The sequence below is a fragment of the Acinetobacter sp. AS5 genome (assembly GCF_048957595.1).
Classification (GTDB): domain Bacteria; phylum Pseudomonadota; class Gammaproteobacteria; order Pseudomonadales; family Moraxellaceae; genus Acinetobacter.
In genome coordinates this window covers 88,000-102,635 of the sequence record NZ_JARDAL010000009.1, presented here as the reverse complement: position 1 = coordinate 102,635, position 14,636 = coordinate 88,000, and the positions used below count along the sequence as shown (strand labels likewise).

The following is a 14,636-nucleotide window of genomic DNA, read 5'->3' as shown; positions in this document are numbered from 1 at the left end:
CACTTACCCAAGTTACGCCTTAAATTTGGCTCAATTAGGGGCGCTTTGCATTTCAAATCTTTGTGCAACAAAGCCGACTGAGATTATGATTCACGCACCGCATCGACACGTTCTGAAATTCATTTAACATGAAATCTCTTATGCGAAACTGAGCATTATTTATAGTTATTTGAAACTTTCACATAATTTTGTGCAGAATATGGCAAGAATGCCATTTCTTTTTCAGTGAGCGGACGCGCTTTTTTGGCAGGGCTGCCCACATAGAGCCAACCACTTTCCAAAACTTTGCCCGGTGGAACTAGTGTACCTGCACCAATCATCACATCATCCGGAATGATGACATCATCCAGAATAATGCTGTTAATCCCGATTAATACGCGATTACCAATCGTACAACCATGCAATGTCACATGATGGCCAATCGTGACATCTTCACCAATGATCAAAGGCGAACCATTCGGTTTATCGGCTTTTTTATGACTGACATGCAACATGGCATGATCCTGAACATTCGAGTTTTTACCAATCCGGATCGAATTAACATCACCACGAATCACGGCAAAAGGCCAGACAGAGACATTTTCAGCCAAGACCACATCGCCGACCACGATTCCCATCGGATCGATATAACACGATTCATCAATTTGTGGAGTTGTGTCTAAATAAGAACGAATGTTTTGGCTCATGGTGATCTGCTCATTAAAAGTTTAAGGATCATGTGCATAGTATAAAATAAAAAGCACCCATCTGAATGAGTGCTTTGGTCTTAGTGCTAGACTAAAACAGTCTATTTAAACTTAGAACAAGTTTGAGAAGAATTGTTTAATGTGGTCGAGCATACGTGCGAAGAAACCAGCTTCTTCAACCGCGTTTAAAGCCACCAACGGTTTTTCTGAAATTACTTTACCATCCAGAGTCGCTACGTATTTACCTACGACCTGACCAGGCTGTAAAGGTGCAGTCAGTTTAGGCTGAACCACCAGCTGGGTTTTAATCGCGTTGGCCTGACCTTTCGGCATAGTCACATTAAAGTTTTCAGCAAGACCGATCTGAACTTCATCTTCCTTACCAAACCAGACTTTGGCTTTAGCAAGTACCTGTTTAGCCGGTTGAACATTTTTGGTTTCGAAGTTTGCATAACCCCAAGCCAACAATTCACGTGTTTGTGTCGCACGTTCCTGCATGGTTGGTGCACCAAAAATCACTGAAATCAAACGCGTAGGACCGCGTTTTGATGAGGTAGTCAAACAATAACCAGCTTCATCAGTGTGGCCAGTTTTTAAACCATCTACACTCGGGTCAGTATATAGCAGGGCATTACGGTTACCTTGCTTGATGCCATTAAAGGTAAATTCTTTTTCCGCATAAATCGGATAATATTTAGAACTGTCTTTAATGATGTGTTGTGCCAGCGTTGCCATATCTTTGGCAGTTGAATAATGACCTTCAGCCGGCATACCGGTTGAGTTCACAAAGCTGGTATTGGTCATGCCAATACGTTTAGCTTCCTGGTTCATCATATGTGCAAAGGTACCCTCGTTCCCTGCAATATGTTCAGCCATGGCTTTCGACGCATCATTCCCTGATTGAATAATAATCCCGCGAAGCATTTCAAGTGCAGTTGCCGTACCATTTAAAGGTACATACATACATGATTCCGCGCTACTGCCGCGACACCATGCTGACTCGTTCATGCGCACTTGTTCATCTTCAGTGAGTTCACCGCTCAATAGTTTTTGTTCGATGATGTAACTGGTCATCATCTTGGTCATTGAAGCAGGGGCTAATTTTTCATTTTCATTTTTTGAAGCGAGAAGTTGCCCTGTCTCGTAGTCCATTAGCACGTAGGATTTATTATTCAATTCTGGTGGTGCAGATAGGACAGTTGCTGCAAAGCTAAAACTAGGAACTAATAATAATGCAGCAAGGGCAGTTTTTTGGGTCATTTCTAGTGGGTTCCTATATCTTGATGTAAGCACGAAGAGCCTAGCATTTTAGGACAAAGCTAGGCTGACTTCTATGGGAAACCCGGTCTTATTTCAAAAGTATTGTAAGTTATCGGCAGAAAAGCAGCTTAATTGTTATAGGTGGTTAATTCATTACAAATCACCTGATTTTTTTTCTTGCCGGCTTTCTTGGCATCCGATTGTGCTTCGGCCAGAATATTGCGGAAATCGTTCTGTTTAGCCATCTGGTTTAAGCTTTCAACCGGATTACGCTGGCCCGGCATATACTCAGTCACCAGCTTGGTATAACCCTGATTAAACTGTGACTTGTCTTTGACCATGCTTGGACAGATTTCTGAAAGAACATAAATGGCTGCCAGTTCCTGTTTGGTCACTTGCTGAGTTGGGGTAACATTAATGTTTTCATCGGCTGCAAATGCAGAAGTTCCCAAAAGAGTGGCGGCAGAAATTGCGCAGAATGTTAAAGCTTGGAATATTGGATTTTTCATTGAAAACTCAAAAAATGGATTTAGAACAATAATTTGCCTAGCTTAAACTTATTTTTGAAATTGAAAAGTGGGAAAATGTAGCGAAGCTGTAGAATTATGAATAAATCTGTAAGAGAAAATAAGACGATGTTTACACCGTCTTATTTGAAAATTTAGCTGGCTTAGCCTTGGTAGTTCAGCATTTCTTCACAGACAGTTTTCTGCTCGTCTGAGCTGGTTTGCTTTGCACCCTGACGTGCTTCTTCAAGTAAAGATTTATATTCACTGTCTGCCTGTAGCTTTTGATAGCTCATGCCTTTATCTGAGTAGTCTGCAAGATAAGACTGGATCAATTGTTCAACGGTGCTGTTAAATTTTGGATTTTGACCAATGATTGCCGGGCAAACTTCAGCCATAACCTGTGCTGATGCAATATCTTCTTTTACAATGGTATTGTTTTCTTCAACAGTCAGATCGTTTGCCATGACTGAAGGGGAAATAAATGCTGCCAAGCTTAAAGTGAGAGCGCTAAATAAAGAGAATTTTTTAATCATCTTGAGCCACATATTATAAAGATGGATGTCGAGCAATAAATATATATAATTCCTGCACTAATACAATGAAATGTCCTAGTCAGTCATTTTTTAGCGTAACGAGATTTTTTAGTGAATATTTTAGTTTCAAATGATGATGGGGTGTTTGCATCCGGTATTCAGGCTTTGGCGCAAGCACTAAAGCCTTTGGGGCGAGTGGTGATTGTGGCACCGGAAAGTGAACGCAGTGGCTTTTCTAGTGCCTTAACTTTGGACCGCCCTTTACGCCCAATCCAGATTTCTCCTGATGTCTGGGCGGTTAATGGGACGCCGGCAGATTGCGTTTACTTGGCTATGAACGGGCTATTTGATTTTGAATTTGACCTGGTGGTTAGCGGGATAAATAGCGGCGCAAATCTGGGAGATGATATCTTGTATTCCGGTACAGTCGGGGCGGGCTTTGAAGGTCGTTTAACTAAACATCCTGCGATTGCCGTATCACTGAGTGGGCCGAATGTACGTGGCTATCAGCAGCCTCAGGATTATCAGTTGGCCGCCGAATGGGTGCATGATTTTATTGCTCGTGGTTTGCCTGTTCTGCCTGAGCGACATATTTTTAATATCAATATTCCAGATGTAACTGAATTGCAGGGTGAAAAAGTGACATATCAAAGTCGCCGCCGTCAGTCTAAACCGGTGACGAGTCATATAGATCCGCGTGGTCGTCAGGTATTCTGGATTGGACTCTCAGGAGAAGCAGTCGCAGACCCTAAGCCAGGATTTAACGAAATTGATTCGGACTTCTCTGCGGTCGCCAATTGCTATGTCAGTATTACCCCGATTCAGATGGATGCTACCAATTATGAGAGTCTGCGGAATTTACAAACACAATTGGCAGAAAATGCGTCCTTAGTGTTATAACTTTGTGAAAAACTCGCGATTGCAAGTATATTGCCGTAAAACTTTGCTAATCTTAACGGAATTTTGCAACCGTATAGCATTAGAGAGGAAGATAATGTTCTTGGTGTTACCGAAATGTGTCGTAGCTTCGCCTGCAACCCTGATTAAAACCCTCGTTTTATCGACCGTTGTTATTTCTACAGGAGTAATTACCGGTTGTGCCACCAAACCCCAGGTGAATAATGCAACGCGTTATGCAACAGCTCCTGATTTCTATACGGTGCGTTCAGGAGATACATTGAGTGGGATTGCAGCACGTTATGGACTGAACTATATCAGTGTTGCCGAGATGAATGATATCAGTGCGCCTTACCGGATTTATGTCGGACAATCAATCCGCCTGAAAAGCAATACTGCGCGCCGTAGCACCAGTACTCAGGCTATGACTCAGGCAGCGCCAATCCAGCGTCAAACAATTGCAGTGCCTACACCGGCACCGGTGACACCAGCAACCACAGTACAAACCACACCACGCGTCAATACATCTGCACCGGTTACGCCAGTATCTACGGCTGCAGGTTTACGTTGGGTAAAACCATCGAATGGTGCGATTCTTCAGCAATACAATTTAGCTTCTAATATCAAGGGCACCCGCTATAGTGGCAATGTCGGCGATCCGGTATTTGCAGCAGCAGACGGGCAGGTGGTGTATGCCGCTGATGGCCTGAAAGAATATGGCAATCTGGTGTTGGTGAAGCATATCAATGGCTATATCACCGCTTATGCACATAACAGTAAATTGAATGTGAAAAGTGGCCAAAATGTAACGGCTGGTCAAAAAATTGCAGAAATGGGATCAACTGGTACAAACCGTACCATGCTTGAGTTTCAGGTGCGCTTAGACGGCAAACCTATTAATCCTACTGCAGTTTTACCAAACAATTAAATAAATAATGCAAAGTGTAAATTTCGCCGTATAATACAATAAGTTGCTTTTATCAAATGATGGAGCACCTCATAAGTTTAGAGGGAAATTTATGTTAGATCAACTTCGAGCAATGGGTGTCTTTGCTTGCGTTGTGGAAAAAAACTCGTTCAGCGGTGCTGCCCGTGAATTAGGGATTACGACCAGCGCCGTCAGTCAACAAATTCGCTCATTAGAACACGATATGGAAGTCGTACTTCTAAATCGTTCGACGAGAAAATTAAGTCTGACCGAAGCGGGACAAGCTTTTTTCCATAGCTGTCAAGAAATGTTATCTGCTGCTGAACGCGGTAAAGTCCGGATCAATGAGTTACGTGATGATCTTGTGGGTGAGCTGCGTATCGTTTCTTTGCCAGAATTATGCGCGAATCATGTGATTCCTGCACTTTCTCATTGGATAGCTGCACATCGCGGCTTGGCAGTACATTTAGAAACAAACAATCATGAGGTTGATTTGTTGGATGGGCGGGTTGATATCGCCCTAAGATTTGAACAGAAAAATGATGAGCATAATCTTCAGGTTGTGCCATTGATGCAGATTGAGCAAATTCTGGTGGCGACACCGAGTTATATTAATCAAAGCACCATTATTTCGAAACCTGATGATCTTAAAAATCATGAGGTCTTGCCTTTAACGCATCTTAAAAACCATCAGTATTATCATTTCCAACATGTGAATACTGCAGAAAAAGCCGAGTTTGAACTGAAATCCCGTTTCAGTACCAATAACGGTTTGGTTGCAAAATCGATGTGCTTGCAGGGTAATGGGATTGCCAAGGTTTTATATCTTGATGCTAAAAAGGATTTGCTTAACGGTACTTTAGTTGAAGTTCTGCCTGAATGGAGACTGCCATCGATTACACTGTATGCGGTTATTCCGAAACGTGAACAACAACCGACAAAAATTCTTCGTTGTCTTGATACCCTGAAACAATATTTTAGCCAGATCTCTGGCGGACGTATGTTACAAAACGCATCATAGAGTGCAGAATAATAAAAAAGCCGCTTTAGAGCGGCTTTTTTAATTTTTAGGCTAGGGCTTTATGCCAAATAAGCTTTGATCATTTTCACCAGACGTTCGATCAATTGGTCTGCCTGCTCCTGGGTAATATTCAGGGTAGGCAACAGACGAACAACATTGCCTGCAGTGACATTGATAATCATCTTGTATTCATCGCGTGCAATCGCAACCAGATCACCGCATTCTTTTGGTAATTCAATCCCGATCATCAGACCGAAACCACGTATGATGACATTTTGATCTGCCAGCTTGTTACGCAGTTGGTCAACGATGTAAGCACCTTTTTCAGCAGCATTCGCGACGATATTTTCTTTTTGCATAATATCAAGAATGGTATAGACCACACGCGAACCCAGTGCTGTACCGCTATAGGTAGAACCGTGATTTCCAGCAGTTAATACGCCGACACCACGGCCTTGGGTCATTACCGCACCAATCGGGAAACCGTTTCCTAAGCCTTTGGCTGTGGTCAGTACATCCGGAATAATATTGGTGTGCTGGTAAGCAAAATATTTACCGGTACGGCCATTACCAGTTTGCACTTCGTCCAGCATCATCAGCCAGTTGTGCTGGTTACAGATTTGACGGATTTCTTCTAAATAGCTGAAACCTTGAGGTGTGGTATTCACACCGCCTTCACCCTGAATAGGCTCAATCAAAATCGCCACGATATCCGGGTGATTAATCGCAGCCTCTTCAATTGCTTCGATATCACCAAAAGGTACACGAATAAAACCTTCAACCAGCGGACCAAAGCCTTCTTGCACTTTTTTATTGCCTGTAGCAGACAAGGTGGCCATGGTACGACCATGGAAAGACTGGTCAGCAACAATAATTTTTGGTGAAGCAATGCCTTGCATATGACCGAATTTACGTGCAATTTTGATTGCACCTTCATTGGATTCTGCACCACTGTTCGAGAAGAATACTTCTTCCATGCCTGCAACTTCAGCCAGTTTTTGTGCGGCAGCCGTTTGCCAAGGCACTTCAAATAGATTGCTGGTATGAATCAGGGTCGCTGCCTGTTCAGCAATCGCTTCGGCAATGACTGGATGTGCATGGCCCAAACCACATACGGCAATGCCGGTTAATGCATCTAAATACTCTGTACCATCTTCGGTATAAAGATATGCACCTCGTCCTCGGACAAAGCTGATCGGTTGACGGCCAAAAACAGGCATCAAATGAGACGGTTGATCAGTTTGTACCGGTGCGAGGGTAATATTATTCATGACTAACTCTTAACTGTTAGGTGGAAAGAAAAACTTATATAAGCAAAAACCCGCTCAGATTTAAAGGGTAATTGTAAATAAAATTGGAATTATTGCTTTAGACATACTGTTTTGCCTGGATTTGGGTATAATGCGAGACAGATGAGTTGAGGATTTATCAATGACTGAACAAGCACGCGATACCGAAGCGTTAATTCGTGACCAAATTGCAAAACACGCAGTACTTCTTTACATGAAAGGCACACCGCAATTTCCACAATGTGGTTTTTCTGCACGTGCAGTAGAAGCACTCAGTCAAATTGGTCGTCCGTTTGCTTATGTAAACATTCTGGAAAACCAGGACATTCGCGCGATGTTACCACAAATCGCCAACTGGCCGACATTTCCACAGCTTTGGATCAATGGTGAGTTGATCGGTGGTAGTGATATCATGCTCGACATGTTCCAAAAAGGTGAATTAAAGCCTTTAGTTGAACAGTACAGCCCGGCAGCTGATGCTTAATTTTGTATTAAATTAAGTTCAGATGTGAAAAAGCGCTTCATTGAGAAGCGCTTTTTTTATCTCTATTTTATCTGGAGCAAGGTCAGAGTTAATCCTCTGTCGCTGCATCCGGCTTTTCAACTGTCGAAGCATCAGCTTCAACTTCAGTTTGTGGCTCGACGATTTGCTTCTTGTCTTTTTTTTTCTTCTTCTTTTTCTTCGGCACTTCGACCAGTTCGGCACCATCTTCAATCGCTTGCCAATAATCCAGCTGTGCCATTACTGCGGCATAGATTGAATTTTTGCTATAGCGACCTTTTTTATCCAGCGTCCCGACAGGACGCGCCATCAGGATTTCCAGCGCCTGATCAATGGTATCAATCGCATGAATATGGAACTGACCCTCTTCCACGGCAAGGGTGACATCTTTACGCAGCATCAGATGTTGCATATTTTGACGCGGAATAATCACACCTTGTTTTCCGGTCAGACCTTGTAACTTGCAAGCATCAAAGAAACCTTCAATTTTGGCATTCACACCACCTACCGGCTGTACTTGTCCCAGCTGGTTCATGGAACCGGTAATGGCCCAGGATTGATCAATCGGTAACTGGCTGATGGCAGAAAGTAAGGCAGAAAGTTCCGCTACCGTGGCACTGTCACCATCGACCTGACCATAACTTTGTTCAAAGGCCAGCGCAGCAGAGAAGTGCAGGGTCTGTTCACGGCCGAAATGTGCTTTCAGGAAAGATGACATCAGCAACACACCCTTGGCATGTAAAGAGCCACCAAGTTCTACACTGCGCTCAATATCCAAAATATCACCGCCACCTTGATACACCGAAGCAGTCAGTCGTGAAGGCAGACCAAACTCAACATCAGCATAATGAATCACCGACAGGGCATTGATTTGGCCCAGACGATGACCACGGGTTTCGATCAATTGGGTACCACGGGTCAGATCCTGCCAGTACAGTTCACGTAAATAGCCGAGACGATATTTACGGTGATCCAGTGCGGTATTGATATGTTTTTCCGAGACCATCTTGTCACCGGCCTGGAAGGCATGATGATGTGCTTCACGAATCAGATCGCCCAGCGTCAGGGCGTGTAATGACAATGAACTTTGATCTTCGGCCTGACGGCTGGAATCTGTGAGCAAGGCGGCTAAAGCAGAACGGTCAAAAGGCAGTAATTTATCCGATTGTACATAGTCGGCAATCAGCTGCATATAGGCCTGCTCGTTATCGTCATTACGTTGTAATGTATCGGTAAAATCAGCACGGATTTTAAAGATGCTGCCCAGCTCGGGTTCAAGCTCTAAAATTTCATAATAAATTTCAGGCTCAGCCAGTAAGATGACCTTGATATTCAATGGAATCGAAGCAGGTTCAATCGAAATGCTGCCGGTCAGCGTGATCATATGCTCGAGCGAGGACAGTTTTAAATGCCCCGATTTAAGCGCGCGCTTCAAGCCTTGCCATGCATAGGGTTGTTCCAGCAATTGTTCCGCTTCCAGCATCAGGAAACCGCCATTGGCCTTATGCAATGTCCCTGGACGAATCAGGGTGAAGTCTGTAGTGATCGTGCCATTTTGGGTCAGTTGTTCTACATGTCCCAATAAATTGTAATGCGTTGGAAAATCTTCAAAGATCACCGGTGCGCCACTGTTCGGCTTGTGCGTAATAATCACATTGGCCTGATAACGTGCGGGAACGCGACTGAACAGTGCCGGAGTGAAGTCATCTTCTTCCTGTTCCAGCACAATTTCAACATTATTGATAATGTCTTCAGCATAATACTTCAGATAATGTTCCAGACCTTCCACGTGTTTGAATTTCGCCAGAATCTGTTCGACTCGCGGTAAGACCACCTGCTTGGCGATATCGCGGTTCAGGATCTGTACGCGATCGCGTGCATCATCTTCCAGATCACCCAGATGCAAACCCAGACGTTCCAGTTTCTTGTCCATATAGCGCATGTTGGACGCCAGTTCGGCACGATCTTTGTTGCTTAAGGCATTCAGATCTTCCTGAGACATTTCCTGCAATTTGTCATCAATCAGATGCACAGGGACAAAACAGTGCTCATCATGTCGAGAGATCAGCTTCAGATCCAGTTCTGCGCCTTCCTTGGTCAGTTCGATGAGCGCCTGCTGCTGCTCATCACCAGTTTCCTGGCGAATCATTTCAATGCGGTTGTGATAGGTCTCTGCAGTAAAACGGCGCTCAAGCTGTTTCAGAATGGTTTGCCAGCTTTGATTCAACATGGCTTGGAATTTTGGACCCTGACCCGGAGGCAGTTCCAGTGCAATCGGCTGACGCTGGTTCTGAAAGTTATTGACGTACACCCAGTCATTCGGGGTTTCCATAGTTTTGGCGTGCTGCTGCAGCAAACGCTTCACCATGGTGCGTTTTCCGAGTCCTGCTGTACCGACGGCAAAAATGTTATAACCGGAATAAGGTAGGGCAATCCCGGCCTCAACTGAGGCACGTGCACGATCTTGGCCCAAAAAGTTATTCAGGGGTTTGATCCGTTTGGTTGACGCAGGAATTTTTTCTAGGTTTGGAATATGCGTCAGCTGGGTGGATATTAACCGGGTATGGTCCAGAGTATTTTTAATTTCGCTTTGTTCAAATGCAGAGATAAGTAAATCTGAGCGGATTTTTTGTGGAGTTGTGCTGGTGTTGCTGGCAATAGAGGAATTAATTTGATCGAGTCTCTGGGTCACTGTTGAAAATCCAAAACGAAATATTACGTTGATAAGAGTTAAGGTATACAGATTTACTTGAAAAATTCAAGCCAACATGTCGCTTTTGCCCGAAAATAAAAAACCGGAAATGTGATAAATATATAAATCTTGTTGAAAGATACGCTATTACAGGATTGAATAGCAGCAATTGGTTTTTCTGTGGAAAATAATAAAGCAATGACAACACAAACGACGGGTTGGAAATCCGCCTTTACAGCATTTTTAGATCGACGTGCATTGATCATGCTGTTCTTGGGATTTTCGGCTGGTGTGCCGATTCTTCTGATTTTTTCCAGTCTGTCTTTATGGTTAGGTGAGGCCGGAATCAGCAAAAGTGCAGTAACTTTCTTTAGCTGGGCCGCATTGGGCTATTCGTTTAAATTCGTCTGGGCACCGCTCATTGATGAACTGCCAGTCCCATTTCTGACCAAGGCTCTGGGACGTCGTCGTGCCTGGTTGCTGATTGCGCAGATTCTGATTGTCTGTGCCATTTCCATTATGGCCTTTTCTGATCCGGCTTTGGGTGCAACACATTTACAGCAAATGGCGCTCGGTGCAGTCCTGCTTGGTTTCTCCGCAGCAACGCAGGATATTGTGATCGATGCCTACCGGATTGAGTTGGCGGAAACGCAGATGCAGACCGTATTGGCTTCCACCTATAATGCCGGTTACCGGATCGGCATGATTGTCGCTGGTGCAGGGGCATTGTTTCTTGCTGCATATCTAGGTACTGCCAAAGGCAATTATATTTACGATGCCTGGAAATGGACCTATCTGGCGATGGCTGCTGTCATGCTGGTCGGTATTATCACCACACTGTCCATTCGGGAGCCGCAGGTTGACCGTGTGCGCAAACACTATGTGCGCAATGATTATTTCCGTTTAGTCGCCGTATTTTTTGTGGCGGTAATCAGTTTTGTCTTGAGCTATATCTATTCAGGTAATCTGGTGGCCAGCATCACCGAACAATTCGCCATTCAAGATACCTTTGCCTTGTTCTGTTTTGAGGCCTTACGCTTTATTGGCTCAGGTGCTGTCGCATTTGCGATTGGTGCAAGCTTGGTAAAAATAGGTGCGGTTAACAAGCAGATGGCCTATGAAACCTGGGTCAATCCGGTTGCAGATTTCTTTAAACGTTACGGCTTGAAACTGGCGTTGGTCTTGTTATTGCTGATCGGTTTTTATCGGGTCTCCGATATTATTGCCGGCATCATTTCCAATGTGTTCTATCAGGACCTGAATTTCAGTAAAGAACAGATTGCCGAGGCGGTTAAAGTCTATGGGGTGATTTTCTCTTTAGTCGGTGGATTCCTTGGTGGTCTATTGGCCCAGAAAATGAACATCATGAAATTGATGTTTGTCGGTGCCGTGCTGGCCTGTTCCACCAACCTGATTTTTATCGGACTGGTCAAGTCTGGTGAAAAACTGGCAGCTGTCGAAGTTAAAGCCGGTAATCAGGTTTATCAGGCAGAGACCGATGAAGTTGGTTACTGGAAGCTGGATATATCGAGTGCTGTGCTGGCGCAGAGTAAACAGCTGCAAGTGTCAGCCGCTTATCTTAATACAGATAATACCAATCAAGCGCCTGTGCAGGTCAGTATGCCGTATTTGACTGCAGAACAGGGCAGCACCCAGTTACAGATCCTGCCGATTACCAGTGACAATACACTCACTGTAGCTGAACAGGACAAGACCATTGTGGTGCGTGGCCAGTATGTCGGTGAAGCACTGCAAGAGAATCAAAAGATTGTTTTGCAAATCAATGATCAGAATATTGAGGCAAAACTGGAAAGTGAAGGCGTATTTACTGCCGCGATTCCTGCACAGCAACTGATTCAGTCACCTGCACATATTATCAGTGCAGTTTTGATGCAAGATGATCAGGCACTTCAGCAAACAACGCATGTTTATCAGGTCAATGATCAGCTGAGCAATACCCAGAATCTGGATGTCGATATTCAGCCCTTGGCAGTGGTGGATGGCAACAGTTCAGATACGGTCGAAGTCAGTGGTAAGGTAATTAAACCTTATAGCGACAAGTGGCTTTATTTTGCCATTATTGTCGATAATCTGGCTGCAGGGCTGGCTGGTGCTGCGTTTATTGCATTCTTGTCAAGCTTGACCAGTGTGTCATTTACCGCTGTTCAATATGCGATTTTTAGCTCACTCATGACCCTGACCCCTAAGATTTTAGGCGGATATTCGGGTACTATAGTGACCAATATCGGTTATCCGAATTTCTTCCTGATGACCACTTTAATTGGGATTCCGATCCTGATTCTGGTGGTTTGGGTCGCAAAACTGCTCGGTGAACACCAACAACAATCTGTACAGAAGGATGATTAATATGCGCATGCTGCATACCATGTTACGTGTAGGCAATTTAGAACAATCTCTCAAGTTCTATACTGAAGTACTTGGCATGACTTTGCTTCGTAAGCGTGATTACGAAGAAGGCCGTTTTACCCTGGCTTTTGTCGGTTATGGCGATGAAGAAAATCACACCGTACTGGAATTGACGCATAACTGGGATACAGACAGCTATGAACTGGGCAATGCTTATGGTCATATCGCAATTGCAGTCGATGATGCATACAAGGCGTGTGAAGAGATTAAAGCGCGTGGCGGTAATGTGGTGCGTGAAGCCGGCCCAATGAAAGGTGGCGTGACTGTAATTGCATTTGTTGAAGATCCAGATGGCTACAAGATCGAGCTGATTCAGCAAGACAACAATGCACGTAATAACTAAGTGTGATGTGGCGAGATATATGAAATGCATTCATGTATAGATGAAAATATTACATCAATCTGAGTGCATAGCATGGGCCCGGCATCTGTTAAGATAGCCGGGCATTTTTATATCAAACAATAAAATCTGAGGGATTATAGGGATATGCTTAAGTTCTTGGCATTGGATCGGTTTACGATACTGTTGTTTGTGATGGTTTTGCTGGCCAGTGTGCTGCCAGTTTCGGGGCAGGCGGCTGAAGTCTTTGGCTGGGTAACGACAGGAGCGATTGCCATCCTGTTTTTCCTGCACGGCGCCAAACTGTCTCGTGAAGCCGTGGTGCAAGGCATTATGCACTGGAAATTGCATACTTTGGTTTTTGCGCTAACTTTTGCCCTGTTTCCAATTCTCGGACTTCTGGCCAAGCCGATTTTATTGCCAATGCTCGGACAGGAGCTGTATTGGGGTTTCCTGTTTATGTGTTTCCTGCCATCCACTGTGCAATCCTCGATCGCCTTTACTTCAGTGGCTCATGGCAATGTCGCCGGGGCGGTATGTAGTGCCTCTTTTTCCAATTTGATCGGGATGTTTATTACTCCGCTATTGGTAGCATTTTTTATTCTCGGTCAATCTGATCATGGTTTTGATCCGACTTCCTCGATTATCCAGATTACACTGCTGCTCTTGGTGCCATTTATTTTAGGGCAGATTCTGCGTCCATGGATCTATCCGCAAATGATGAAAATGCCAAAAATCGTCAAGGTCTTCGATCAAGGTTCTATTTTATTGGTGGTGTATGGAGCTTTTAGTAGCGCCGTAGTGGCCGGGTTGTGGAATGAAGTGAGCCTGAGTACCTTATTGTTGTTATTGCTGGCTTGTTCGGTGTTACTCACCATTGTGATGCTATTATCACTTTATATTCCACGCTGGCTGGGCTTTGATCGCGCTGATCAGAAAACGGTGTTCTTCTGTGGCTCCAAGAAAACCCTGGCCAGTGGCGTACCAATGGCGCAAATTTTATTTATTGGCCAGCCGCTGGGCATGATTGTCTTGCCGATCATGATTTTCCATCAGATTCAGTTAATGGTCTGCGGGATTATTGCCAATCTGTGGGCCAAAGAGAGTGGATTGGAAGCTGAAGAATAATTCGCATATTGAATTCGTTTCACGTATAATAATGCCCACTTGTTGTGCTTAGCTCTGACGGTATCCGTCTCGGTGGGCCAAAAGAATGGTCTGTTGTGGTGTTGATCTGCATGAACGATGTTCCTGCTTCCTCATTTGAGAGTGATCAATAGCGATGACAGCTAAACCTTCTTGAATCTAATGGAGTAATCGACGATGCGCGCCGATATTCACCCAAAATATGAAACTTTAGTTGCTACTTGTTCATGTGGTAACGTAATCGAAACTCGTTCAGCTCTTGGTAAAGAAACTCTTTATCTAGACGTATGTTCAGCTTGCCACCCGTTCTACACTGGTAAGCAGAAGAACGTTGACACTGGCGGTCGTATCGACAAGTTCAAACAACGTTTTGCTGGTATGTCACGTTCTGTTAAACGTTAATACC

Annotated in this window: 14 protein-coding genes; 8 read left to right on the top strand and 6 right to left on the bottom strand. The window is 44.3% G+C overall.

The features are described 5' to 3' along the window. Positions 1–155: 155 nt before the first annotated feature. From PV763_RS04515 to PV763_RS04500, 4 genes are all read right to left on the bottom strand, one after another. Entirely contained in the window at positions 156–686 is a 531-nt protein-coding gene (locus PV763_RS04515; RefSeq protein WP_004730083.1) for a gamma carbonic anhydrase family protein, read from the bottom strand. A 111-nt stretch (positions 687–797) separates the two neighbouring features. Next, positions 798–1,946: a D-alanyl-D-alanine carboxypeptidase PBP5/6 gene (gene dacC, locus PV763_RS04510; protein ID WP_004279731.1), complete on the bottom strand. Its 1,149-nt coding sequence runs from the start codon at positions 1,944–1,946 to the stop codon at positions 798–800. A gap of 128 nt (positions 1,947–2,074) precedes the next feature. After that, positions 2,075–2,455 (bottom strand): MCR_0457 family protein, encoded by a 381-nt coding sequence (locus tag PV763_RS04505; protein WP_005104587.1) that lies wholly within the window; start codon positions 2,453–2,455, stop codon positions 2,075–2,077. A gap of 161 nt (positions 2,456–2,616) precedes the next feature. Next, on the bottom strand, positions 2,617–2,988 hold the full coding sequence (locus PV763_RS04500) for an MCR_0457 family protein (protein ID WP_004279733.1): 372 nt from the start codon (positions 2,986–2,988) through the stop codon (positions 2,617–2,619). Positions 2,989–3,099: 111 nt separating this feature from the next. Here PV763_RS04500 and surE point away from each other — a divergent pair, with 111 nt between their 5' ends. The 3 genes from surE to PV763_RS04485 all read left to right on the top strand — a co-directional run bounded on the left by surE (position 3,100) and on the right by PV763_RS04485 (position 5,834). Continuing rightward, positions 3,100–3,888: a 5'/3'-nucleotidase SurE gene (gene surE, locus PV763_RS04495; RefSeq protein ID WP_420937431.1), complete on the top strand. Its 789-nt coding sequence runs from the start codon at positions 3,100–3,102 to the stop codon at positions 3,886–3,888. Positions 3,889–3,982: 94 nt separating this feature from the next. After that, on the top strand, positions 3,983–4,813 hold the full coding sequence (locus PV763_RS04490) for a peptidoglycan DD-metalloendopeptidase family protein (protein ID WP_005104583.1): 831 nt from the start codon (positions 3,983–3,985) through the stop codon (positions 4,811–4,813). 91 nt (positions 4,814–4,904) lie between these two features. Further along, the gene (locus PV763_RS04485; protein ID WP_004279736.1) at positions 4,905–5,834 is read left to right on the top strand and encodes a LysR family transcriptional regulator; all 930 of its coding nucleotides are present in this window, start codon (positions 4,905–4,907) and stop codon (positions 5,832–5,834) included. A 59-nt stretch (positions 5,835–5,893) separates the two neighbouring features. On the opposite strand, the gene PV763_RS04480 is transcribed toward PV763_RS04485, so the two are convergent. Next, the gene (locus tag PV763_RS04480) at positions 5,894–7,105 is read right to left on the bottom strand and encodes an aspartate aminotransferase family protein (RefSeq protein WP_420937430.1); all 1,212 of its coding nucleotides are present in this window, start codon (positions 7,103–7,105) and stop codon (positions 5,894–5,896) included. 160 nt (positions 7,106–7,265) lie between these two features. Here PV763_RS04480 and grxD point away from each other — a divergent pair, with 160 nt between their 5' ends. Further along, a complete protein-coding gene (gene grxD / locus PV763_RS04475; RefSeq protein WP_004279738.1) occupies positions 7,266–7,607 on the top strand; it encodes a Grx4 family monothiol glutaredoxin in 342 nt (113 codons plus the stop codon). Between the two features lie 88 nt (positions 7,608–7,695). Here grxD and PV763_RS04470 read toward each other — a convergent pair whose 3' ends face one another. Further along, the gene (locus PV763_RS04470) at positions 7,696–10,317 is read right to left on the bottom strand and encodes a Lon protease family protein (RefSeq protein WP_420937429.1); all 2,622 of its coding nucleotides are present in this window, start codon (positions 10,315–10,317) and stop codon (positions 7,696–7,698) included. A 198-nt stretch (positions 10,318–10,515) separates the two neighbouring features. Between PV763_RS04470 and PV763_RS04465 the strand changes: the two genes are divergently transcribed. The 4 genes from PV763_RS04465 (at position 10,516) to rpmE (ending at position 14,632) form a co-directional block, all read left to right on the top strand. Then, positions 10,516–12,684: an AmpG family muropeptide MFS transporter gene (locus PV763_RS04465; protein WP_420937428.1), complete on the top strand. Its 2,169-nt coding sequence runs from the start codon at positions 10,516–10,518 to the stop codon at positions 12,682–12,684. Between the two features lies 1 nt (position 12,685). After that, positions 12,686–13,087, top strand: coding sequence for a lactoylglutathione lyase (gene gloA, locus PV763_RS04460; RefSeq protein ID WP_004279741.1), 402 nt, complete (start codon positions 12,686–12,688; stop codon positions 13,085–13,087). Positions 13,088–13,231: 144 nt separating this feature from the next. Then, on the top strand, positions 13,232–14,212 hold the full coding sequence (locus tag PV763_RS04455; RefSeq protein ID WP_420937427.1) for a bile acid:sodium symporter family protein: 981 nt from the start codon (positions 13,232–13,234) through the stop codon (positions 14,210–14,212). A gap of 195 nt (positions 14,213–14,407) precedes the next feature. Next, positions 14,408–14,632 carry a 50S ribosomal protein L31 gene (gene rpmE / locus PV763_RS04450; RefSeq protein WP_004279743.1) on the top strand — a complete coding sequence of 75 codons (225 nt, stop codon included), beginning with the start codon at positions 14,408–14,410 and terminating at the stop codon, positions 14,630–14,632. Positions 14,633–14,636: the final 4 nt, after the last annotated feature.

What these genes read in the sequence shown, in the direction of transcription:
- PV763_RS04515 (WP_004730083.1), bottom strand. Translation starts at nt 686, where the DNA reads ATGAGCCAAAACATTCGTTCTTATTTAGACACAACTCCACAAATTGAT.
- dacC (WP_004279731.1), bottom strand. Translation starts at nt 1,946, where the DNA reads ATGACCCAAAAAACTGCCCTTGCTGCATTATTATTAGTTCCTAGTTTT.
- PV763_RS04505 (WP_005104587.1), bottom strand. Translation starts at nt 2,455, where the DNA reads ATGAAAAATCCAATATTCCAAGCTTTAACATTCTGCGCAATTTCTGCC.
- PV763_RS04500 (WP_004279733.1), bottom strand. Translation starts at nt 2,988, where the DNA reads ATGATTAAAAAATTCTCTTTATTTAGCGCTCTCACTTTAAGCTTGGCA.
- PV763_RS04490 (WP_005104583.1), top strand. Translation starts at nt 3,983, where the DNA reads ATGTTCTTGGTGTTACCGAAATGTGTCGTAGCTTCGCCTGCAACCCTG.
- PV763_RS04485 (WP_004279736.1), top strand. Translation starts at nt 4,905, where the DNA reads ATGTTAGATCAACTTCGAGCAATGGGTGTCTTTGCTTGCGTTGTGGAA.
- PV763_RS04480 (WP_420937430.1), bottom strand. Translation starts at nt 7,105, where the DNA reads ATGAATAATATTACCCTCGCACCGGTACAAACTGATCAACCGTCTCAT.
- grxD (WP_004279738.1), top strand. Translation starts at nt 7,266, where the DNA reads ATGACTGAACAAGCACGCGATACCGAAGCGTTAATTCGTGACCAAATT.
- PV763_RS04465 (WP_420937428.1), top strand. Translation starts at nt 10,516, where the DNA reads ATGACAACACAAACGACGGGTTGGAAATCCGCCTTTACAGCATTTTTA.
- gloA (WP_004279741.1), top strand. Translation starts at nt 12,686, where the DNA reads ATGCGCATGCTGCATACCATGTTACGTGTAGGCAATTTAGAACAATCT.
- PV763_RS04455 (WP_420937427.1), top strand. Translation starts at nt 13,232, where the DNA reads ATGCTTAAGTTCTTGGCATTGGATCGGTTTACGATACTGTTGTTTGTG.
- rpmE (WP_004279743.1), top strand. Translation starts at nt 14,408, where the DNA reads ATGCGCGCCGATATTCACCCAAAATATGAAACTTTAGTTGCTACTTGT.